The following is a 20,531-nucleotide window of genomic DNA, read 5'->3' as shown; positions in this document are numbered from 1 at the left end:
TAACCGATGGACGACATCGTGGCCGACGTGACCGTCGGGCCTGCTACCTCGACCCCGGAGCGGGCGAGTGTGCTGGCCCGGATCGAGGCCTATAAGCGCCGCGAGATCGCCGAGGCGAAGCTGCGCCTGCCGCTGGCCAAGCTGGAAAAGCAGGTCGCCAAGGCCGACCCGCCCCGCGGCTTCGCCGACGCCATTGCCCGGCATATCGGAGAAGGCCGTCCGGCCCTGATCGCCGAGATCAAAAAGGCCTCGCCCTCCAAGGGGCTGATCCGCGCCGATTTCGACCCGAAGACGCTGGCCAAGGCCTACGCCCGGGGCGGCGCCACCTGCCTTTCGGTGCTGACCGACACGCCCTCCTTCCAGGGCGCACCGGACTTCCTGATCGAGGCGCGCGCGGCCTGCGACCTGCCGGTCCTGCGAAAAGACTTCATGTTCGAGCCGTATCAGGTCTACGAGGCCCGCGCCTGGGGCGCCGACTGCATCCTCGTCATCATGGCCTGCCTCGACGATGCGGAGGCCGCCGCCATCACCGAGACCGCCCACGATCTCGGCATGGACGTGCTGGTCGAGGTCCACGACGCGCAGGAGCTGGAGCGGGCCCTGCCCCTCGGCACGCGGCTGGTCGGTGTCAACAACCGCAACCTCAAGACCTTCGAGGTCTCGTTCGAAACCGCGATCACGTTTAAGCCCGGCATCCCCGCCGACCGGATCGCGGTGGCCGAGAGCGGCATCGGCGGACATGCCGACGTGCTGCGGCTGAAGCAGCACGGGCTCAACACCGTCCTCGTCGGCGAGAGCCTGATGCGGCAGGACGACGTGACCGCGGCGACGCGGGCCCTACTGTTTGGGGAGAAGGGCCGGTGAGCGGCGGCCACCCTCACCCATATCGACCGGACCGGCGCGGCCAACATGGTCGATGTCTCGGACAAGGCCGCGACGTCGCGCACCGCCGTGGCCGAGGGCGTGGTGGTGATGCAGCCCGAGACCCTGGCTCTGATCCGCGAGGGCGACGCCAAGAAGGGCGACGTCATCGGCACCGCCCGGCTCGCCGGCATCATGGCTGCCAAGCGCACGCACGAGCTGATCCCGCTCTGCCACCCGCTGCTGATCACCAAGGTGCGGCTGACCTGCGAGCCCGACGATTCCCTTCCCGGCCTGCGCCTGACCGCGGAGGTGAAGGTGCAGGGCCAGACCGGCGTCGAGATGGAGGCGTTGACCGCCGTCTCGGTGGCCTGCCTGACGGTCTACGATATGGTCAAGGCCGCCGACCGCGGCATGCGCATCGAGGGCATCCGCCTCCTGTCGAAGGAGGGCGGCAAGTCCGGCGCGTGGAACGCCGGCTCATGAGCCTGCTCCCGGTCGCCGAAGCGCTTGCAAAGATCCTCGCCGCCATCCCCGGCCCGGTCGCGGTGGAAGAAATCCCCATCGCGCAGGGCGCCGGCCGCACCCTGGCCGCCGACCTCACGGCCCGGCGGACCCAGCCGCCCTTCCCGGCTTCCGCCATGGACGGCTACGCCGTCCGCGCCGCCGACGTGGCGACGGTGCCGGCGCGCCTGCGCCTGATCGGCACCAGCGCGGCCGGTCACGGATTTTCCGGGACATTGGCCGCGGGCGAGGCGGTCCGCATCTTCACCGGCGCACCGGTGCCCGAAGGCGCCGATGCAATCCTGATCCAGGAGAACGCCGAGGCCGAGGGCGAGATCGTCACCGCCCGCGAGCCGGCGGCGGCGGGTCGCTTCCTGCGCCGCGCCGGCCTCGATTTCCGCGAGGGCGAGACGCTGGTGCGGGCCGGCGAGACCCTCGACGCGCGCCGCCTCGCGCTCGCGGCCAGCGCCGGCCACGCCGTGTTGCCCGTGCGGCGTAAGCCCCGGGTCGCCGTCCTCGCGACCGGTGACGAGCTGGTGCGGCCGGGCGAGCCGGCGGCGTGGGACCAGATCGTCGCCTCGAACGGCCTCGCCCTCGGCGCGCTGAGCCTGGAGGCCGGCGCGGAGGTCATCGATCTCGGCATCGTCACCGACGATCTCGGCGCCCTGCGCGAGGCGGTCGGCCGCGCACGAGCGGCCGAGGCCGACCTGCTCGTCACGCTCGGCGGCGCCTCGGTCGGCGATCACGACCTCGTCCAGGCGGCGCTCGGGGCCGAAGGGCTGGAACTCGGCTTCTGGCGGGTGGCGCTCCGCCCCGGCAAGCCGCTGATGCACGGGCGGCTCGGACCCATGGCGGTGATCGGCCTGCCGGGCAATCCCGTCTCCTCCATCGTCTGCGGCCTGCTCTTCGTGGTGCCGGCGATCCGCGCGCTCCTCGGCGACCCGCGCGCGGGCGAGGACCGCAGCGAGCCAGCGCTTCTCGGTCGCGACATGCCGGAGAACGACGCACGCCAGGACTATCTGCGCGCCCGCCTCGACACGGCGCCGGACCGGCTGCCGGTCGTCCATCCCGAGTCGCGCCAGGATTCTTCGATGCTCTTGGTGCTCGGCACCAGCGAGGCCCTGCTGATCCGCTCAGCCCATGCGGGCCCCGCCAAAGCGGGCGACCCGTGCCGCATCATCCGGCTGGATCGGCGCATCGTCTGAGCTGAGAGTTCCAATCGTAGAAATTGCACTTGGTATGCAAGGTTGTTGGCGACTGCGCCGTTGACGCAGGTCGGCGAACCGTTCATATGGCGTGATGGCCGGCGCCCTCCATACCGTCATCGAGACCGAGATTTATCTTCGGTCGGCGGAGCGCCTGATGACAGAGGCGGAGCGGACAGCAGTCGTGGACGTCCTTGCCGCTGACCCATTCGCCGGCGATGTGATCCCCGGTACGGGCGGACTGCGTAAGGTTCGCGTGCCTCTCACCGGGCGTGGCAAGCGCGGGGGAGTACGGGTGATCACGTGTTTTGTGAGTGCACGCGGCGTGTACCTGCTTCTGGCCTACGCGAAGAACGATCAAGCCAATCCGACACCGGCACAGGCGCAAGCGCTGGCGCGGTTGGTCGATACGCTGTTTTGAGGATGAAGCCATGGATGAGGCGACGTTCCAGGAACTGACCCGCAGCCTAGAGCAGGCGGCTGTGCATGCGCGCGGCGAGACCGTCGCTGGAATGCAGGTGCACGTCCCCCATGACATCGACGTGGCTGCGGTGCGAAGAGCCTCGGCTCTCTCACAGGACGCATTCGCCCGCCGCATCGGCGTGGCCGTCGGGACGTTACGGAACTGGGAACAGCGGCGGCGACGGCCCGAGGGGCCGGCCCGCGTGCTCCTCGCTCTTCTGGAAAAGAACCCGCGCCTCGTGGAGGAGACGCTCGGCGGTTGAGCTCTGGCGGGGCCGGCAACCGTACCGTTCCCGCCTCGCAGGTGCCCCAACGGCGCAAAAGTCTTGCATCCGCCTGATTTTCTGCCGAAGAGGGCGGCCTTCACCGGCAAAAAGCACGGGACCGTGCGGCGGACGCCGCCGGGAAAGCATGGGCGGGGAGCGTTGGGACCGATGAGTGAGACGCGGGAGCTGGGTTCGGCCGATATCCAGAAGGTGCTGGAACTGCTGCCCCACCGCTATCCCTTCCTGATGATCGACCGCATCATCGAGATTGACCGGGACGAGAGCTGCATCGGCATCAAGAACGTCACGGCGAACGAGCCGCAATTCACCGGGCACTTCCCCGGCCTGCCGGTCTTCCCCGGCGTGCTGCTGATCGAGGGAATGGCGCAGACCGCGGGCGCGATCTGCTGCCGCCACATCATGAATGACGACTTGAAGACCAAGCAGGTCTTCTTCATGACCATCGACAAGTGCAAGTTCCGCAAGCCCGTCGTGCCCGGCGACCAAGTGCGCTTCCACATGACGAAGATGAACCAGCGCAAGACCATGTGGTGGTTCCGCGGCGAGGCCCGCGTCGACGGCGCGCTCGTGGCCCAGGCCGAGATCGGTGCCATGCTGGTGACGGAGTGAACGTAGTGCGGGACGGGATCCATCCGAGCAGCGTCGTCGAGGACGGCGCCCGGCTCGGGGACGGCGTGCGGATCGGTCCGTTCTGCCATATCGGGCCCGACGTCGTGCTGGGGGACGGCTGCGAACTCGTCAGCCACGTCGTGGTGGCCGGCCGGACGACGGTGGGCGCGCGCACCCGAATCTATCCCTTCGCCTCGATCGGCCATCCGCCGCAGGATCTGAAGTTCCGCGGCGAGCCCTCGACGCTCACAGTCGGCTCCGACTGCCTGATCCGCGAAGGCGTGACCATGAATCCCGGCACCTCCGGCGGCGGACTGGAGACGGTGGTCGGCAACGGCTGCGCGTTCCTGGCCAACAGCCATGTCGGCCATGATTGCCGCGTCGGCGACCACGTCATCTTCTCCAACAACGTCATGCTCGCCGGCCATTGCACGGTCGGCAACTATGCCATCCTCGGCGGCGGTGCGGCGGTGATCCAGTTCGCCCGCGTCGGCGATCACGCCTTCGTCGGCGGCCTCTCGGGGCTGGAGAACGACTGCATCCCCTACGGCATGGTGCTCGGCAACCGCGCCTACCTCTCCGGGCTCAACATCATCGGCCTGCAACGCCGCGGTTTTTCGCGCGAGGACATCCATGCCCTGCGCCGGGCCTATCGGCTGCTCTTCGCCCAGGAGGGCACGCTGATGGAGCGCGTCGAGGACGTGGCCGCCGAGTTCGACACCCATCCGGCGATCCACGAAATCCTCGCCTTCATCCGCGCGGGCGGCAAGCGCTCGATCTGCACGCCCCGCCCCGTCTCCGCGGCGGCCTGAGGCGGCCCGCCGTGATCGATCCCGCCCGGCCCCTCGCCCTGGTGGCCGGCGCGGGCCACCTGCCGGAACTCGTTGCGGCCTCACTCGATCGGGCGCGGCGGCCGTTCCGCGTGCTGGCCGTGCGCGGCTTCACCGAGCGGGCGATGCGGCGGCGCGCGGATGCGGTGGTCGATCTCCTCGATATCCCCGGCACCCTGCGCATCCTGAAGGAGTGGGCCCCCGCCGCCGTGGTGCCGGCCGGCGGCGTCACCCGCCCGAGCCCGGCCGCCCTGCTCAACGCGGCGCATGCGGTGCGCAACCGCGATATCCTGAAGAGCCTGGCCGGCGGTGACGACCGGCTGCTGCGGGCCGTGCTCTCGCTGCTCGAAGAGAACGGCCACCGGGTGCTCGGCGTGCACGAGGTCGCGCCCGACCTGCTCGGCCGCCTTGGCCGGCTCGGCCGGGCGGACCCGGATTCCGACGCGACCCTCTCGATCGCCACGGGCCGTGCCATGCTCGGCGCCCTGAGCCCGTTCGATGTCGGACAGGCCGCCGTAGTGGCGGGCGAGCGCGTCATCGCCGTCGAGGGACCCGAGGGCACGGACCGCATGCTCGCCCGCGCCCGTGCGCTCAACCGCAAGCCGTTCGGCCGCGGCACGCCCGCAAAGGGGACCGTGCTCGTCAAGCTGCCGAAGCTCGGCCAGGATCTGCGGATCGATCTGCCGGCCATCGGCCCGCGCACCGTGCGCCGCGCGGCGGAGGCCGGCTGTGCCGGTATCGCCATCGGCGCCGGCCATACCCTGGTGATCGATCGCGAGGCGACGGTGGCGGCCGCGGATGCGGCGGGCCTGTTCCTGATCGGCGTGGAGGTCGCCCCGTGACGCATCGGCGGATCTGGCTCGTGGCGGGCGAGGATTCCGGCGACCAGCTCGGCGCCAAGTTGATCCGGGCCCTGCGGGCACTCTCGCCCGAGCCCCTGACGCTCGGCGGCGTCGGCGGCGAGGCGATGGAGGCGGAAGGCTTCCGCTCGCTCTTCCCGATCGATGACGTCGCGGTGATGGGCTACCTGCCCGTCCTGGCCCGCGCCCGTACCCTGCTGCGGCGCATCCGCGAGACGGTCGACGACGTCGTGGCGGGCCGGCCCGACGTGCTCGTGATTATCGACAGCCCCGGTTTCACCCACGCCGTCGCGACCCGCGTGCGCAAGCGCCTGCCGGATCTGCCGATCGTCGATTACGTCTCGCCGAGCGTGTGGGCGTGGCGGCCCTGGCGGGCCAAGGGCATGGTGCCCTTCATCGACCACGTGCTCGCCCTCCTCCCCTTCGAACCGGACGCGCATCGCCACCTCGGCGGGCCGCCCTGCTCGTATGTCGGCCACCCGCTGATCGAGCGTCTGGCCGAGCTGCGCCCCTCCCCCGACGAGGCCGCGATCCGCGAGGGACGCCCCCCGGTCCTCGCCGTGCTGCCGGGTTCGCGCCGCTCGGAGATCGAGCGGCTGATGCCGGTCTTCGGGCAAGCGACCGCCGACCTCGCCCGACGGGTCGGCCCCTTCGAGATCGAGCTGCCGGCGGTGAGCCGTCACCGCGCCCTGATCGAACGACTCGCCGCCGCGTGGGAGCGGCATCCGCGGATCGTCCACGGGGAGGCCGACAAGTACGCGACCTTCCGCCGGGCGCGGGCCGCGCTCGCGGCCTCCGGCACCGTGACGCTCGAACTCGCGCTCGCCGGCGTGCCGATGGTGGTGGCCTACAAGGTGTCACGGGTCGAGGAAGTAATCGCCCGACGGCTCATCCAAGTGCCGACGATCGTGCTGCCGAACCTGATCCTGTCCGAGAACGCCATGCCGGAATTCGTGCAGGCCGATTGCACGCCGGAGCGGCTCGCCGAAACGCTGGCGCCGCTTCTCGCGGGCGGCCCCGCCCGCCGGACGCAAGTCGACGCGCTGGCCCGCATCGACGGCCGGATGCGGCTGCCCGGCGACGAGGAACCGAGCCGGGCGGCGGCCCGGATCGTCTTGGAGGCACGGCGGGCGGCATGAGCGAGGAAATAACGCCGACGATCGCGATCTACGTCGATGCCGACGCCTGCCCGGTGAAGGACGAGGTGTACCGCGTCGCCGGGCGCTACGGCCTGCACGTTTTCGTCGTCTCGAACAGCTTCCTGAACCTGCCGCGCGAGCCCTGGATCGAGCGGGTCGTCGTCGGAGACAAGTTCGATGCGGCCGACGACTGGATCGCGGAGCGGGCGAGCCGTGGCGCCGTCGTGATCACGGCGGACGTGCCGCTCGCGAGCCGATGCGTGAAGGCCGGCGCGGTCGCGCTGGCGCCGAACGGAAAGGCCTTCACGGAATCCTCGGTCGGTCTCGCGCTCGCGACCCGCAACCTGATGCAGGATCTGCGGGAGGCCGGCGCGATCACCGGCGGTCCGAGGCCGTTCTCGCCGAAGGACCGCTCGGCCTTTCTCGGTGCTCTGGATCGCGTGGTCATGCGCCTGAAGCGCGATCTGAAGCTCTGACATCGTGCGCCTCCGGACCACGCGGTCCGGAGGCAACTTCAGCTCAGCTCCGCTGACCAATCGGCGTGTAGTCGCGGCGGTCCGGGCCGATATAGAGCTGGCGCGGGCGGCCGATCTTCTGGGACGGGTCCTCGATCATCTCGGCCCACTGCGCGATCCAGCCGACGGTGCGGGCGAGCGCGAACAGCACCGTGAACATCGAGGTCGGGAAGCCGAGCGCCTTGAGGGTGATGCCCGAGTAGAAGTCGATGTTCGGGTAGAGCTTCTTCTCGATGAAGTACTCGTCCTCGAGGGCGATCTTCTCGAGTTGGACGGCGACCTCCAAGAGGTCGTCCTTGATCCCGAGTTCGTTCAGAACCTCGTGGGTCGTCTTCTGCATGATGCGCGCACGCGGATCGTAGTTCTTGTAGACCCGGTGGCCGAAGCCCATCAGGCGGAAGGGATCGTTCTTGTCCTTCGCCTTGGCGACGTATTTCTGCACGTTCTCGGGATGCCCGATTTCCATGAGCATCTTGAGCGCCGCCTCGTTGGCGCCGCCATGGGCCGGGCCCCACAGACAGGCGATGCCGGCCGCGATGCAGGCGAACGGGTTGGCGCCCGAGGAGCCGGCCAGACGCACGGTCGAGGTCGAGGCGTTCTGCTCGTGGTCGGCGTGCAGGATGAAGATCTTGTCCAGCGCGCGGGCGTAGATCGGGTTGACGACGTATTCTTCGCATGGAACCGCGAAGCACATCCGCAGGAAGTTCGACGTGTAGTCGAGGTCGTTCTTCGGATACACGAAGGGCTGGCCGATCGTGTACTTGTAGGCCATCGCCGCCAGCGTCGGCATCTTCGCGATCATACGCAGCGAGGCGATCATCCGCTGCGACTCGTCCGAGATATCGGTCGAGTCATGATAGAAGGCCGAGAGCGCGCCGACGCAGGCCACCATCACCGCCATCGGGTGGGCGTCGCGGCGGAAACCCTGGAAGAAGCGGTTCATCTGGTCGTGCACCATGGTGTGGCGCGTGACCCGGTAGTCGAAATCCGCCTTCTGGGCCGAGCTGGGCAGCTCGCCGAACAGCATCAGGTAGGCGGTCTCGAGGAAGTCGCCGTTCTCGGCGAGCTGCTCGATCGGGTAGCCGCGATAGAGCAGCACGCCCTCGTCGCCGTCGATGTAAGTAATCTTCGACTCGCAGGAGGCGGTCGAGGTGAAGCCCGGATCGAAGGTGAACTTGCCGGTCTGGGCGTAGAGCTTGCCGATATCGACCACGTCGGGGCCGATCGTTCCAGTCTTGATGGGCAATTCGACGTTTTTGTCGCCCACGATGATGGTGCTGGCGGAAGCGCTCATGGGATCGCGGACCCTCTCTTGCGACGGGAACAGCACTGGACCGGAAGGCAACGCCTCCCGCCCCGTTGTGGCGCCGCAGCAGAGCACTGCGCCCGCTCACTGAAGCACCGGGTTAGCGGATCGGTCGGCGCCCAGCAACGGTGGGCTGCTCCCGGCCTCTTCGCATATGCGAAAAACAGGCTGGATCTGTCACTCGGCGAACGGGATGAAATCGGATTCGGCCCGTTCGCTCATCCAGTTCTCGACGATTTCGAACGCTCTGCAAGAACGCAGATGACGCTGAAACACGCGTCCAGGCAAGACTTTCCCGCCCTCGCCCCGACGATGGGCCGCCGTCGCAAGGTCGGGCTGTCATTCGCGCTGGATTGTCATTCGAGGCGCCGCGAAGCCCATCAGCGTGCCGAGACGGCACGCGGTGCACCAGCTGAACCGATGCACCCGGATGTTCTCTGCGGGGATCCGTCGCGTGGCCGTCTCAGGCCGGCAGGCGATCCCGGAGGCGGGCAAGCGCCTCGTCGCGGCCGAGCACGGCAAGGACGTCGAAGACCGGCGGCGAGGTAGCACGCCCCGTGAGCGCCGCCCGGAGGGGCTGGGCGACCTGGCCGAGCTTGACCCCCTGACTGTCGGCGAATTGGCGCACCGCAGCCTCCGTCGTCGCCGCGTTCCATTCCGGGAGGGCTTCGAGCGCCGGCAGGAGCGCGCGCAGCCGCTCGGGCGCATCCCCTGCGAGCAGGGCCTCGGCCTTGGCGTCGAGGGCGAGCGGACGCGCGGCGTAGAGGTAGTAGGCGCTGTCGAGGAGTTCGACGAGCGTCTTGGCGCGCTCCTTCAGGCCGGGCATCGCCGATACGAGCTTCTCGCGCAGATCCGGCGTCAGCGCGGTCGGCAAGCCGCGCTCGGGGCCGCGGGCCGGCAGGATCGCGTCAATGGCATCCACCAGCACGGAATCGGCGCTGCCGCGGATGTAGAGCCCGTTGAGGCTTTCCAGCTTCGTGAAGTCGAACCGCGCCGCCGAACGGCCGATCGCCTTCAGGTCGAAGGCGGCGATCATCTCCTCGGTGGAGAACACTTCCTGATCGCCGTGGCTCCAGCCGAGCCGCACGAGGTAGTTGCGCAGGGCTGCCGGGAGGTAGCCGCGGTCGCGGTACTCCTCGACGCCGAGCGCGCCGTGGCGCTTCGACAGCTTGGCGCCGTCCGCCCCGTGGATGAGCGGGATATGCGCCATCGCCGGCACGTCCCAGCCGAGCGCCCGGTAGATCTGGCTCTGGCGCGCGGCGTTGGTGAGGTGGTCGTCGCCGCGGATCACCTGCGTGACGCCCATGTCGTGGTCGTCCACCACGACGGCGAGCATGTAGGTCGGCGTGCCGTCGGAGCGCAGCAGCACGAGGTCGTCGAGATCGCGGTTGGCCCAGGTGACGCGGCCTTGCACGGCGTCCTCGACCACCGTCTCGCCCTCGCTCGGCGCGCGCAGGCGGATCACCGGCTTCACGCCCGCGGGTGCCTCGGACGGGTCGCGGTCGCGCCAGCGGCCGTCGTAGCGCGGGGCGCGGCCCTCGGCGCGGGCGGTCTCGCGCATCTGCGTCAGCTCTTCCGCACTGGCGTAGCAGTGATAGGCGTTGCCCGAGGCAAGCAGGCTCTCGGCGACCTCGCGGTGCCGCTCGGCGCGGGCGAACTGGTAGATCACCTCCCCGTCCCAATCGAGGCCGAGCCAGCGCATCCCGTCGAGGATCGCGTCGATCGCCGCTTGCGTCGAGCGCTCCCGGTCGGTGTCCTCGATGCGCAGCAGCATACGCCCGCCGAAGCGGCGGGCGTAGAGCCAATTGAACAGAGCCGTGCGGGCTCCCCCGATATGCAGGAAGCCCGTGGGTGAAGGCGCAAAGCGCGTGACGACCGGTGACGACATCGGCGGCTGGGAGGCTTCTTCAAAAAGTGCGGGATGGCGCGCGTGCGGCTGCGGCCGGTCTCGGCGGGCGTGTAGCACGAGCGAGCCGATGCGTTAAGAATTCGTCATGGTTGCCCATCGCGCGGGCATCGCAGGTCTCGGAGCGCGGCGGGGCATAGGCAGGGCACATGGCAGGCGGCGGCGGCAGGGCGATGCGCGGGGCCGTTCCGGCCCTCCTCGCCGGTCGCCTCCCCACCCCCGCACAGCTCTGGCAGGCCGCGCGCGACGGTTTGCGCGGCAGCGTTGCCCGCGAGGCCGAGCAGCGGCGGTTGTTCCCCTGGCTCGCCGTCGCTTTCGGGGCCGGCATTCTCATCTTCTTCACGGGGACCGATGGAGAGCCTTCCCTCGCCGCGCCGCTGATCGCGGCGGGGCTCTGCCTTTCGGTGACGCCGCTGCTGCGGGCGCGCCCGGTGGCGCTCGCGCTGATGCTCGGCCTCGCCGCCGTCTTCCTCAGCTTCGCGGCGGGCGTCTGGCGGGTCGCCTCCGTCGCGGGGCCGGTGCTGACCCGCGTCACCATCGCCCCGCTCGTCGGCCTCGTCGAAGGGCTCGTCGAGCGCGAGGGTGGCGCGCGGCTGATCGTGCGCGTCGAGCGGTTCGGCGATCTCGATGCGGAAAGTCGCCCGCGCCGGGTGCGGGTCTCCTACCGCGCCGCGCAGGCCGTGCGGCCGGGTGACGCCATCCGTGCCACCGCCCGCCTCTTGCCGCCGCCGGAGGCGGTGCGGCCGGGCGGCTACGACTTTGCGCGCGACGCTTACTTTCGCGGGATCGGCGCCGTGGGCTCGCTGGTCGGCAAGGTCGAGGTCGGGCCGCCGGCCGAGCCGCTGGCCCTGTCGCTGCGGTTGACCGCCGCCATCGACGCGGCGCGCAATGCCTTCACCCGCCGCATCACCGACGCGATCGGCGGACAGGCCGGCGCGGTGGCGGCGGCCCTCGTCACCGGCAAGCGTGGACTGATCTCCAACGAAACCAACGACGTGCTGCGCGCGGCGGGGATTTATCACGTCGTCTGTAAGTGAAGGTTGACCGGCACGAGCCTTGGGTCCAGGGTTTCGGCCATGCCTGCGGTCAAAGCCTACTCCTACATCCGGTTGTCGTCGGAGAAGCAGCTCCAGGGCGACGGCGAGACCCGCCAGGTCGAGCTGCGGGACCGGTTCATCGCAAAGCACGGCCTTGAGCTGGACGACACCCTGCGTGACCTCGGCGTCTCCGCCTTCGATCGCTCGAACATCGAGAAGGGCGCACTCGGTAGGTTTCTCCGAAAAGTGAAGGCGGGGGAGATCGCTAAAGGCTCTTACCTCCTCGTCGAGAACCTCGACCGTCTCTCACGCGACCACGTTATGAACGCCTTTCGGGTGTTCCTCGAAATTCTGGCTGCCGAAATCGTGATCGTGACCCTCGGAGACGACCGGATCTACAGCGAGGAGAGCATCAAAAATAACTGGACCGAGATCATCGTCTCCCTGGCGGTGATGTCGCGGGCCCATGAGGAGAGCGTGCGGAAGGTTCAGACCCTGCGGGGGGTATGGGTCCGCAAGCGGGCTGACCGTAGCCGGAAGCTGACGCGCAAATGCCCGACTTGGCTCACGGTATCGGAGGACGGCACCGATTGGATCGTCGATTGGCGTCGCGTCGGCCTCATCGAGCGCATGCTTCGCGAACTCGCCGCCGGCATCGGTCGGGACAAGATCGCCCGGCGCCTCAACGCCGAAGGGTGCAAGCCTTGGGGCCATGGCCGCGAGTGGCATGGTGGGACGGTGACCAAGTTCACCGACAACGAGGCCCTCATCGGACGTTTCCAGCCCTGCACCGTCGAGCGCAAGGTCGTCGATGGCGTCAAGATCGAGCGCCGCATCCCGGTGGGCGACCCCATCGAGGACTATTACCCCCAGGTGATCCCGGACGAGCTTTGGAAAGCCGCCCGCCAAGCCTCTGACAAGGTGGCGCGGCCGGGCAAGGGCAACGTCGGCGGCCGCCGAGGGACCGTCCTCTCGAACCTTTTCGGTGGCCTTGCCGTGTGTGACGCCTGCGGAAGCCCGATGAATTATCGCGACAGGGGCCCACGGAGCACGCCGTGCCTGCGATGCTCAGGCAACCGAAACGGGACTTGCGGCAACGAGAGCAGGCCGCGCTACCAGCCCCTGGAGCGGGCCGTTCTGTCATGGGCGATTCTCGCGGACGAACCTCCGCCGGAGCTGGGCAACCCGCTGAATGAGGCGCTGGCCGCCGCCGAGCGGGTTCGTGATCAGGCCGCCTCCGTTGTCGAGCGGCTTGTCGTCGCGATCGAGCAAGGGGCGCCGCTGGACGGAAGGCTCATTCAGCGGCAGGCCGAGCTCGCGCAGGCGGAGGAGGCCGTGGTGGCTGCACGGCGTGTCGCCAGGGCCGCGGTGCCGACGTCCTCGCCGGAAGAGCGCCGCGGCATTTTTGCCGCCGTCGATGCGGCCCGCGACCTGCCCGAGAAGGAGCGGTTCGCCGCCCGGGCCGCAGCTGCGCAGGAACTGCGTGACCTTATCAAGGAAATCCGTTGTCACGCCGATGGCAGCGTGACGGTCTGGACCGGGGACTGGGGCTTCCGCATCAACATGAACGGCGACGAGGCCTGGATCGACGGTGGCGTCGAGAATTTGTCCGGAGGAACCGTGGCGCTGCGCTGGGAGACCCGGGAGGGTGTGGTAGCACAGCCGTTCCTGCCACTGTGTGCGTCGACATGAGGCGGAGAATTCCCGAGACCGTCCTTCCCAACGCTCAGCGTAACGCCCGAACGCCTTCGGATCCGTCAGCCACACCACCCACTGCCGGGGACCCTTGTGCCAGGCGTTCTCGAAACCGAAACTGACGCCATGGCACGCATGCCCACACATCGATGGCCCCCGGACTGGTTCGATGGCGACGCCGTGGTCTCGTTCGATCCGTCGGTGTCGGCACGAATGGGCAACTGGTGGTACGATACCATTTTCGAGCCGTTCAAGATCACCCCGCTAGAATTCGGGCATCGGCTGGTTGCCCATCTCGACCGGGATGACCGCGTCGAGTTCCTAAGCTTCGATCGTCGCTACCGCCGCGTCTCCGTAAGCCTCACGGGAATGATGGGCAACACGAACGTCTATCTGGCAGGTCATACGCTCACGCTGGCCACCACGATGAAGCAGGCTGAAGTCGACCTTGTCTGGGTCGAGGATGATTATCAAGGCCAAGGACTCGGCGCCACGATCCTTGCCAACCTTGTGGACTTGGCCAAGGACGTCGGCGCAAGCAAGGTCGTCCTGAAGGCAGGGTTGGATGCAGGGCCTTACGTCTGGTTGAAGTTCGGCATCTTCCCCACCGACGAGGAGTGGGAAAAGGTCAAGAAGCCGATCCGGGAAAAGCTCGAAGGCCTGGGTAGGATGGTCACGGACGATGCCCGCGAGCGTGTCGAAGCCGCCTTGGCATCGTCGAAAGGCCGGGCCATAGCGATCATAGCCGCCGAGCCGGACCTGGTGATGAGCAGGCCGGCATCCGAAGCACCCTCTCGCGACGTTCCGCTCGGGTGGGCGTTGCTGGCCGACAGCCGGATTCGATGGTATGGCGAGCTTGATTTTGAGGATGGGCCGGCCATGTCCATATTCGAGGACTACGTTGGTCCGAGGCGTTTAAGGGGACCGGAATGAGAAGGGTCGAATATCTCCGGCATCTGCGGGCGTCCGTACGGTCGAAGGAAGCATCTAAGGTCGTCCCCCGGGATCGGACGCAGGGTCTTTTGCTTCGGCTCACCCCTGCGACCGAGAGCGCACTCGCCGCGATCATGAGGGACATCGGGCTTACCGAAGAGCAGGTGATCAAGCGCTTTGGTCACCAGCCGGCTGACATGCCGGTTCGCAGCGACACATCGCGCACGCCCCAGTTCGGATAGAACTTCGGACGGCGTCGGCTTAGGGCGGGTCAATCCCTGTAAGGACGTCTCTGCTCCCTCAATGCTGCGAGTCCAGCGCGGGAACCCGCGGCCACCGCTGCGAAGCCGTTGCCCAAGAGCGGAAAAGCCAAGCCGATTGGCGAAAGCCGCGCGGCAAAACTCATGCGCGAGCGGCCCTTGCCGAAGGGCGGCGGGCGACACTGAGGCCACCGACGTCGCTAGATCGACGAACCGCTCGCCGAGGGGCGTTCACGGAACGGCCGCGCGTGGCGTCCCAAGTGTACGAGCGTCTCATGGCTCGCCGCTGGGTTGCACGTCGAGCCGCGCCTGATAGCCTCTTGCGGACGCGCTCTACCGAGATTGATGATGCCGCGAAAGAGCAAGAGAAATCGTAACAGGCATCCGGCCGGAACTTCCATGTCGGACATCAAGAGGATGTTGTCCGGAACGAAGGAGCTGCATGTACTGCGGACCGGAGACACTCAATACGTTGTGACCGACAACCTGCTGAGGAACCTGGTGTCGCGTGACATCCTGCCGGTCACCAAAACGTTCGACGAACATTTCGCGGCGAAGCTGACTCAGATCGACGCGTTGTTCAGCGAAACCGCCTTTCTCTTTCTACTGGCACAAAAGGCCGATGAGCGGATCGACGGTAAGTACAGTACGGTCTTCATCGGATTGCTCCAGAATGCGTTGAACACGTTCGGTAGCTCGGTCATCCTTTTAAGGAGCGGCTTGCCGGGCCAAAGCATGGTGTTGTTGCGGCAGGTTGTCGAGATCTGCAGCACCATCATCCACATCGCCGGCGACCCTAAGGCCAAGGCGATCGATGATTTCATCGCCGGCAACTACAATTCGACCACCTCCATTGGTCAGGCCAAGAAGGCCGTCCCGATCATCGGGCTCTTTTGGGGGTTCCTGAGCAACTCGTTCGTGCACATCAACCACGCGCACAGCATGATCCAGCCTATCCGTCCGTACAAGCAGGACAATGCGGAGGTCGAGGCCATCATCAAGTGTCTCCGGATGACGGTGTGGATCTGCTATCTCACCGCTGAGATCGCGTTCCCGATGTTGAGGGAACACAACAGGTATTGGCAGAGGCGGGTTATCGACGGGAGACACGCCGTCGAGTACGCTCCGAGCCCAGAGGAGCGCGAATGGGCCGCGGCCTTCTTGAATCTGGAAGAGGTCGGCCCAGACGATCTTGAGGGCTTTGACGGACAATTTCGTTCCAATCGCCTCGTCGAAGCGGCGGATGGATCCGGTCGACAAGCGGGCTGAAGTCCGATCGCCGCTGTCCACGATCCCCTTGCGGACGTTCGGAGTAGGTCATACTGCAGCGGAAGTTTTGCCAATCATTAGGCAAGCCCCGACCCCTTGGATCCGCTCTTGAGGCTGACGGCCGTCAGCGCCGATCAGACCATTCCTGCCTTGCCGGATGGCTTCAACGGCGCTGGAGGCGAGGGCTTTGAACCCTTCACGATCCGCAGCGTTGTGCTGCCCTACGTCACGGAGCAACGGAATGAGCGAGACGGTCCATCACTACTACACCTTCCTGACCGACGCCGGCCCTTTGGCGATATTGCCCATCGGAGCACCGGGATGGCGCCTCCTTCTGGCCAAGGACGATCTCGGGACCTACGACACCCTGGAGAATGCGTTCATCGCTGCCGTCACCGGCGAGACCAGGATCGGCCATGGGATTGCCGACTGGAATGCGCTGGGTATACCCGGCGACATCGATAGCTGGCAGAAGAAGGTCTTCATGAAGGTCGCGCGCCTGCGTCCTGCCTGAGGCCGCAATAACCATTTATACCCTTCTGCGCACCTACCAATTTATACCACCTATCCAATTCAAGGCTTCTGGATCCCGTCGAACCCGTACTTGCGTGCGTGTAGGTCGAAGGCTTCTAAACCGCCTTCCATTATGCGTGTCACCTCCCGGCGTACATCCGGCGTTTCGATCGCCCCATCGATCGCCACACGCACGCGGACCGTGCCTTCCGGCTCCCGGTCCTCTGCGACCGTCGATGCCATCGTGACGACCTTGTCGGCGTCACCATTTACGACGAGGTTGGCGTTGTGGGTCGCGAAAATGATCTGCCGGGCCGACTTCGATGCGCGGATCCCCTCGACGATTCGCATGATGACGCGGTTGTCGAGGTCGTCCTCTGGCTGGTCGACGATGAGCGTTCCCGCCTCTTGCCGCAACAGGAGCTCAAGCAGAGCCGACGCCTGCTGGCCGGGTGATGCCCGGGGGAAGGCGATGCGTTGCCACCCACTAACATAGGTCAGGGCGATCGAATCTCTCGGCACCGCAGAGAGCATGACCTCGACGGTTTGGTCTGTCAGGCGGGCATACAGTCGCCCGGCCTGGTTGTCGGTGATGCCGGAGCCCCCGAACACAAGGCCGTTCAGCGTAGCGATCGCGTCGGGACCCGGCTCTTGAGGGCTGCCGGCCATGATCTTGGCCCGGTACGCAGCAAGTACCATATCGCACAGGTTCGCCCATCCCCGTCCCCCTTCCCGGCACGTATCGGCGACCCAGTCAGAACAGCTACGATCCGACTGACGGATCATCGACCCTTCCATCCAGGCGCAGAGAGACTGCACGCACTCGATGGGCTTCCGATCACGGGAGACACGGGCGAGCAGCGTCCCGCCAGACTTGACGGCGACCTCCTCGGACGCACGCGCGAGGAGGGTGCGCCGCCCCTCGATCAGGCCATCCAGGCGCGCCCTGGCATCCTGCAGCCCCACCGGGGCGGCCAAGCTCACATTGTACCGTTCCTGGCACCGCGAGACTTGAACCTCGTCCTCGGCCGCTTGCTTGGCCAGGGCCTCGGCTTCCTTGATGAGCGCTCCGTGCGCCGCCTGCCGCTCCTTCGCAGCCGCATAGTCGACCTTGAAGCCCTGGTGCAGCGTTTCGAAAGCGTCTCGTCCAGCGGCGTGGGCACCCGTGAGTTCGCCGAGCTCACGCAGGACCTCGTCGAGACGGCCGACGACCGAGGCGCGGACGGCGCCTATACGGGCATCGAGCTCAGCGATGGGAGGAAAGGCCATTGCCTCAGCGTGGCGTTCGCGGTCGAGCCTGAGGACGGTCTCCAGGCTAGCCTGGACCCGTTCGGCGTCGTCGACGATGCGCCGCTCCACGTCGTCGAGATAGTTACGGGCGCGGGCGTAGCGCGGCGCCTCGCGGATGATCTCCAGGTCGGCCGGCCGGACACCGCCCTCGGCCATCCGATCCCGAACCGCGTCCAGCCTTCGGCGCACGTCCGCGGCCTGCCCGCGCGCCCTCTGAAGCTCAAGCTCGGCCTGCCAGTGCGCGGCAAGGTCTTGCAGCGCGGAGGTCACCTCGCGCTTGACCGCGGCGATCTCTCTATCGAGGCGTCGGCGCTCCTCGATGACCTCCGCGGCGGCGATGCCAGTGATGTTCTCGGCCGCCGCGGCCGGGTCGACCATCGTAGTCGAGAGCTCCTTCTGGTGGAACGCCCGCGCCGGGAAGCGGCGCTGCGCATCCGCGACGGTGATGTCCTCCTCGCCAGCCGGGGTCGTTATGGTGATCGTCGCCGGCGCGTCGCCGGTCCGCATCCAGCGTTCGCGCAGGCCCCCGCGGTCAAGGTCCACGGCGACCCAGCCGCCGACGAGCGTTTCCTCGACGAGGTTTCGTTCCCGCTCACGGGCCTTGCGGCCGGTGAGCTCCTCCTGACCGATGTCGATGTCGGACTTGCCGAGGCCGAAGCGCAGGAACTCCAGCACGGCACTTTTGCCCGATCCCCGGCCACCGATTAGCGCCGTGAAGCCCTCATTGATAAGGATCTCCAAGGGGGCGGGACCGGTGATGCGGGACTGGATCGCGATCTTAACGACGCGGTTAGCAGGCAGCTGTGGCGGCACGTGCGCTATGCGCGCCTCGTCCGCCAGGAATGCCTGGCGCAGGGCCTCCAACGTGGGTTCGCCAAGGCGGGCCCAACAATTGTGCGCGCCCAGCCGCTCCCAGGACGCGTTCCGGTTATCGCCCGTCGCGAGGACGGCGCGCCGACGCCGCCCCCACTCGTCGATCTTGCCCTGCGCCTTTTCGAGCGTAACGCGATCGAGATCGGCATGGGGGCATTCGATGTAGACGCCGTCGCATGGGAGCGCGGCGAAGCGCGGGCCGAAGCCGTCGGCGTTGAGGGATTTGTGCGCCCCCTCGTTGGAGAAGTGTGGCACCAGCATCATGCGTGTAGCGAGCGTGGCGTCCGCGGTCGCGACGGCGAAAAGGGCTTCGACGGTAAGGCCGCAGTGCCTAATTTGGTCGGTCTTGGGCGACTCGGCCGGCGTCTCGGTCACGGCGTCGAGCCGCGCCAGCAGCCTGCTCCAGTCCGCTTGCTCCGTCCCAGGCTCAAAGATCGCCAGACACTGGACGTTATCGCTGCACGTAATCTCGATACCGGGAAACACGATGAGCCCGGGGTCAGGCCCGAGCCGCGCGGCGGCCGCGATGACGTAGGGCAGGAACGCGACGTCGTGATGATCGGTGACAGCCACGGCCCCGAGGCCCCGGCGGACCGCCTCCGCGACGAAGGCGTCCGCCCACGCGTGCCGTCCAGCTTCGAGCTCGGGTGTGCCCCCGGCCAATCCCGGGGAGCCGATCCATCCGCGGTCCCTCGGCGTGTGACACTGGAAGTCGAGCTTGACCCACACCGCGCCGGGGTGGTGGCCGAGGGGTGCTGGCATGGTGCGAACGACGAAGCTTGACCGGTCGTCGGGAATACCGGACGCTCATTGCCGGCACAACCTCGAATTTCGGCCCGGCCCAGGCCGGGACGTCGCTCCCTGTCACCCTTCGGGCGACGACCTTTCCAAGGTTCGGTAGATTGTCGGGCGGGAGACAGAGAACAGTTCGGCCAGGTCGCCGACCGAGTGGTCGCCGGCATCGTGCATCCGGCGCACCTCCCGCTGCTGTTTGGGTGACAGCTTGGGCTGCTTGCCCCGCAGCTTGCCCTTGGAACGGGCGATCGCCATGCCCTCCTTCGTCCGCAGCCTGATGAGGTCGCTCTCAAACTCGGCGAATGTCGCCAGGATGTTGAAGAACATGCGGCCCATCGGGTCCGCCGGGTCGTAGACGCTCTTCCCGAGGGCGAGGCGGACGCCGCGACCGACGAGACCGTCGGCAATCGACCGTGCGTCCGGGACGGACCGAGCGAGTCGGTCGAGCTTCGGCACGACCAGCGTGTCGCCGGCGCGGGCGGCCGCCAGGGCCTGGTCGAGGCCCGGCCGGGCGCGATTGGTCCCGCTCAGTCCATGGTCGGTGTAGATGCGCTCAGGCGCGACGCCGAGCGCCACCAGTGCCGCGCGCTGGGCCGCAAGGTCCTGTTTGTCGGTTGAGCAGCGGGCGTAGCCGATCAGAATCGTCGTCATAGCCACGAGTGTACGTTTGAGGCCCCCTCATCGAAAGGATCAGCGTACGGGTCTTATGAGACGGCGGCTCCCTGGGCGGGCCGGGACCGCGGAAGCCCGGGAGGTGTGTCCGCTGAGCGATCCCCATACGGACGCTTTGGGGTTTGCAAGGTTCGGTTGATTTCAAGACGGCCTTTCAGATCCGGCACCAAGAGATCGCAGCGGTTGCCGCCATCGACCGGTGCAGAAAGACCGCGTCGAGGGCGGCCGATCGAAACTCGGAAATCCTGGCGACGCCAAATTGATCGGACTGAGCGTCGAGGGCGCTGCGTCGGTCGCTTCCCTGAGTGATAGTGGACGCACGGGATTATCGCTTGAGCTTGGCGATGGCGGCCAGGGCTTCCATGAGTGCCGCCTCTACCTGACCCAGCTTGGCGATGGCCAAGTGGTCCTGCCTGTCGACGGACACCAGGAACGCGTCCAGCATCTCCGGACAGTGCCGGACCAGTTCGCGGAAGTGGTCACCCTTGGGTGCGCATGAACCGGCGAACCAGTTCTTCACGGTCCGCTCGCGAGCGCCGGTCCATCGCGCCACAAGCTTCACCGCCGAGGGTCGGCCACCCACCGAGCGCCGCAATACCGCCGAGACCATGGCCGCGAAGGTGTCCGCATGACCGGACGGGGCGCCTCCGTCCGAACCGCTGTGCAAAGAGTTGCCCTTCTTCGGAAAAGACATTCCAGCCTCCGCGCGC

18 protein-coding genes and 2 pseudogenes are annotated in these 20,531 nt (G+C 67.5%); 15 read left to right on the top strand and 5 right to left on the bottom strand.

The features are described from left to right. Positions 1-6: 6 nt before the first annotated feature. The 10 genes and pseudogenes from trpC (at position 7) to M2437_RS08815 (ending at position 7,233) form a co-directional block, all read left to right on the top strand. Entirely contained in the window at positions 7-864 is an 858-nt protein-coding gene (gene trpC, locus M2437_RS08860; RefSeq protein WP_253387165.1) for an indole-3-glycerol phosphate synthase TrpC, read from the top strand. Positions 865-870: 6 nt separating this feature from the next. Beyond that, positions 871-1,347 (top strand): annotated as a pseudogene (moaC, locus tag M2437_RS08855) (cyclic pyranopterin monophosphate synthase MoaC); the annotation flags it as partial. Beyond that, positions 1,344-2,570 (top strand): molybdopterin molybdotransferase MoeA, encoded by a 1,227-nt coding sequence (locus M2437_RS08850; protein WP_253387164.1) that lies wholly within the window; start codon positions 1,344-1,346, stop codon positions 2,568-2,570. The pseudogene moaC and the gene M2437_RS08850, both read left to right, overlap by 4 nt. Before the next feature lie 94 nt (positions 2,571-2,664). Then, positions 2,665-2,991, top strand: a complete 327-nt coding sequence (locus M2437_RS08845; RefSeq protein WP_253387163.1) for a type II toxin-antitoxin system RelE/ParE family toxin — start codon at positions 2,665-2,667, stop codon at positions 2,989-2,991. Positions 2,992-3,001: 10 nt separating this feature from the next. Next, positions 3,002-3,295 carry a helix-turn-helix domain-containing protein gene (locus tag M2437_RS08840; RefSeq protein ID WP_253387162.1) on the top strand — a complete coding sequence of 98 codons (294 nt, stop codon included), beginning with the start codon at positions 3,002-3,004 and terminating at the stop codon, positions 3,293-3,295. A 171-nt stretch (positions 3,296-3,466) separates the two neighbouring features. After that, entirely contained in the window at positions 3,467-3,928 is a 462-nt protein-coding gene (gene fabZ, locus M2437_RS08835) for a 3-hydroxyacyl-ACP dehydratase FabZ (protein WP_003603892.1), read from the top strand. A 5-nt stretch (positions 3,929-3,933) separates the two neighbouring features. Beyond that, positions 3,934-4,740 (top strand): acyl-ACP--UDP-N-acetylglucosamine O-acyltransferase, encoded by an 807-nt coding sequence (gene lpxA / locus M2437_RS08830; RefSeq protein ID WP_253387161.1) that lies wholly within the window; start codon positions 3,934-3,936, stop codon positions 4,738-4,740. Between the two features lie 11 nt (positions 4,741-4,751). Beyond that, on the top strand, positions 4,752-5,600 hold the full coding sequence (locus M2437_RS08825) for an LpxI family protein (protein WP_253387160.1): 849 nt from the start codon (positions 4,752-4,754) through the stop codon (positions 5,598-5,600). After that, entirely contained in the window at positions 5,597-6,757 is a 1,161-nt protein-coding gene (lpxB, locus tag M2437_RS08820) for a lipid-A-disaccharide synthase (protein ID WP_253387159.1), read from the top strand. The genes M2437_RS08825 and lpxB overlap by 4 nt, the downstream gene beginning before the upstream one ends. Further along, complete coding sequence (locus M2437_RS08815; protein WP_015952799.1) at positions 6,754-7,233, top strand: YaiI/YqxD family protein; 480 nt, start codon at positions 6,754-6,756, stop codon at positions 7,231-7,233. The genes lpxB and M2437_RS08815 overlap by 4 nt, the downstream gene beginning before the upstream one ends. Before the next feature lie 43 nt (positions 7,234-7,276). Here M2437_RS08815 and gltA read toward each other — a convergent pair whose 3' ends face one another. Further along, a complete protein-coding gene (gltA, locus tag M2437_RS08810) occupies positions 7,277-8,566 on the bottom strand; it encodes a citrate synthase (RefSeq protein WP_003603897.1) in 1,290 nt (429 codons plus the stop codon). Between the two features lie 475 nt (positions 8,567-9,041). After that, positions 9,042-10,466, bottom strand: a complete 1,425-nt coding sequence (gene gltX / locus M2437_RS08805) for a glutamate--tRNA ligase (RefSeq protein ID WP_253387158.1) — start codon at positions 10,464-10,466, stop codon at positions 9,042-9,044. Positions 10,467-10,633: 167 nt separating this feature from the next. Here gltX and M2437_RS08800 point away from each other — a divergent pair. The 5 genes and pseudogenes from M2437_RS08800 to M2437_RS08780 all read left to right on the top strand — a co-directional run. Continuing rightward, positions 10,634-11,512: pseudogene (locus tag M2437_RS08800) on the top strand (DUF4131 domain-containing protein); the annotation flags it as partial. A gap of 12 nt (positions 11,513-11,524) precedes the next feature. Beyond that, positions 11,525-13,213 carry a recombinase family protein gene (locus M2437_RS08795; RefSeq protein WP_277570255.1) on the top strand — a complete coding sequence of 563 codons (1,689 nt, stop codon included), beginning with the start codon at positions 11,525-11,527 and terminating at the stop codon, positions 13,211-13,213. A gap of 129 nt (positions 13,214-13,342) precedes the next feature. Beyond that, complete coding sequence (locus tag M2437_RS08790) at positions 13,343-14,149, top strand: GNAT family N-acetyltransferase (RefSeq protein ID WP_253387156.1); 807 nt, start codon at positions 13,343-13,345, stop codon at positions 14,147-14,149. Between the two features lie 659 nt (positions 14,150-14,808). Then, on the top strand, positions 14,809-15,678 hold the full coding sequence (locus M2437_RS08785; RefSeq protein WP_253387155.1) for a DUF5677 domain-containing protein: 870 nt from the start codon (positions 14,809-14,811) through the stop codon (positions 15,676-15,678). A gap of 241 nt (positions 15,679-15,919) precedes the next feature. After that, on the top strand, positions 15,920-16,192 hold the full coding sequence (locus tag M2437_RS08780; protein ID WP_253387154.1) for a hypothetical protein: 273 nt from the start codon (positions 15,920-15,922) through the stop codon (positions 16,190-16,192). Between the two features lie 59 nt (positions 16,193-16,251). Here the strand turns inward: M2437_RS08780 and M2437_RS08775 are convergent, their stop codons facing one another. The 3 genes from M2437_RS08775 to M2437_RS08765 all read right to left on the bottom strand — a co-directional run bounded on the left by M2437_RS08775 (position 16,252) and on the right by M2437_RS08765 (position 20,515). Continuing rightward, positions 16,252-19,116: a TrlF family AAA-like ATPase gene (locus M2437_RS08775; protein ID WP_373691096.1), complete on the bottom strand. Its 2,865-nt coding sequence runs from the start codon at positions 19,114-19,116 to the stop codon at positions 16,252-16,254. A gap of 102 nt (positions 19,117-19,218) precedes the next feature. Next, a complete protein-coding gene (locus tag M2437_RS08770; RefSeq protein WP_253387152.1) occupies positions 19,219-19,800 on the bottom strand; it encodes a recombinase family protein in 582 nt (193 codons plus the stop codon). 346 nt (positions 19,801-20,146) lie between these two features. Next, the gene (locus M2437_RS08765; protein ID WP_253387151.1) at positions 20,147-20,515 is read right to left on the bottom strand and encodes a hypothetical protein; all 369 of its coding nucleotides are present in this window, start codon (positions 20,513-20,515) and stop codon (positions 20,147-20,149) included. Positions 20,516-20,531 lie beyond the last annotated feature (16 nt).

This window comes from Methylorubrum pseudosasae, assembly GCF_029504475.1.
GTDB lineage: Bacteria > Pseudomonadota > Alphaproteobacteria > Rhizobiales > Beijerinckiaceae > Methylobacterium > Methylobacterium extorquens.
Note: the sequence above shows the minus strand (reverse complement) of the source record. Positions and strands in the feature narration are given on the sequence as shown.

Coding starts and splice junctions, on each gene's coding strand:
- trpC (WP_253387165.1), top strand. CDS start 7: ATGGACGACATCGTGGCCGACGTGACCGTCGGGCCTGCTACCTCGACC.
- M2437_RS08850 (WP_253387164.1), top strand. CDS start 1,344: ATGAGCCTGCTCCCGGTCGCCGAAGCGCTTGCAAAGATCCTCGCCGCC.
- M2437_RS08845 (WP_253387163.1), top strand. CDS start 2,665: ATGGCCGGCGCCCTCCATACCGTCATCGAGACCGAGATTTATCTTCGG.
- M2437_RS08840 (WP_253387162.1), top strand. CDS start 3,002: ATGGATGAGGCGACGTTCCAGGAACTGACCCGCAGCCTAGAGCAGGCG.
- fabZ (WP_003603892.1), top strand. CDS start 3,467: ATGAGTGAGACGCGGGAGCTGGGTTCGGCCGATATCCAGAAGGTGCTG.
- M2437_RS08815 (WP_015952799.1), top strand. CDS start 6,754: ATGAGCGAGGAAATAACGCCGACGATCGCGATCTACGTCGATGCCGAC.
- gltA (WP_003603897.1), bottom strand. CDS start 8,566: ATGAGCGCTTCCGCCAGCACCATCATCGTGGGCGACAAAAACGTCGAA.
- gltX (WP_253387158.1), bottom strand. CDS start 10,466: ATGTCGTCACCGGTCGTCACGCGCTTTGCGCCTTCACCCACGGGCTTC.
- M2437_RS08790 (WP_253387156.1), top strand. CDS start 13,343: ATGGCACGCATGCCCACACATCGATGGCCCCCGGACTGGTTCGATGGC.
- M2437_RS08785 (WP_253387155.1), top strand. CDS start 14,809: ATGTCGGACATCAAGAGGATGTTGTCCGGAACGAAGGAGCTGCATGTA.
- M2437_RS08780 (WP_253387154.1), top strand. CDS start 15,920: ATGAGCGAGACGGTCCATCACTACTACACCTTCCTGACCGACGCCGGC.
- M2437_RS08775 (WP_373691096.1), bottom strand. CDS start 19,116: ATGCCAGCACCCCTCGGCCACCACCCCGGCGCGGTGTGGGTCAAGCTC.
- M2437_RS08770 (WP_253387152.1), bottom strand. CDS start 19,800: ATGACGACGATTCTGATCGGCTACGCCCGCTGCTCAACCGACAAACAG.
- M2437_RS08765 (WP_253387151.1), bottom strand. CDS start 20,515: ATGTCTTTTCCGAAGAAGGGCAACTCTTTGCACAGCGGTTCGGACGGA.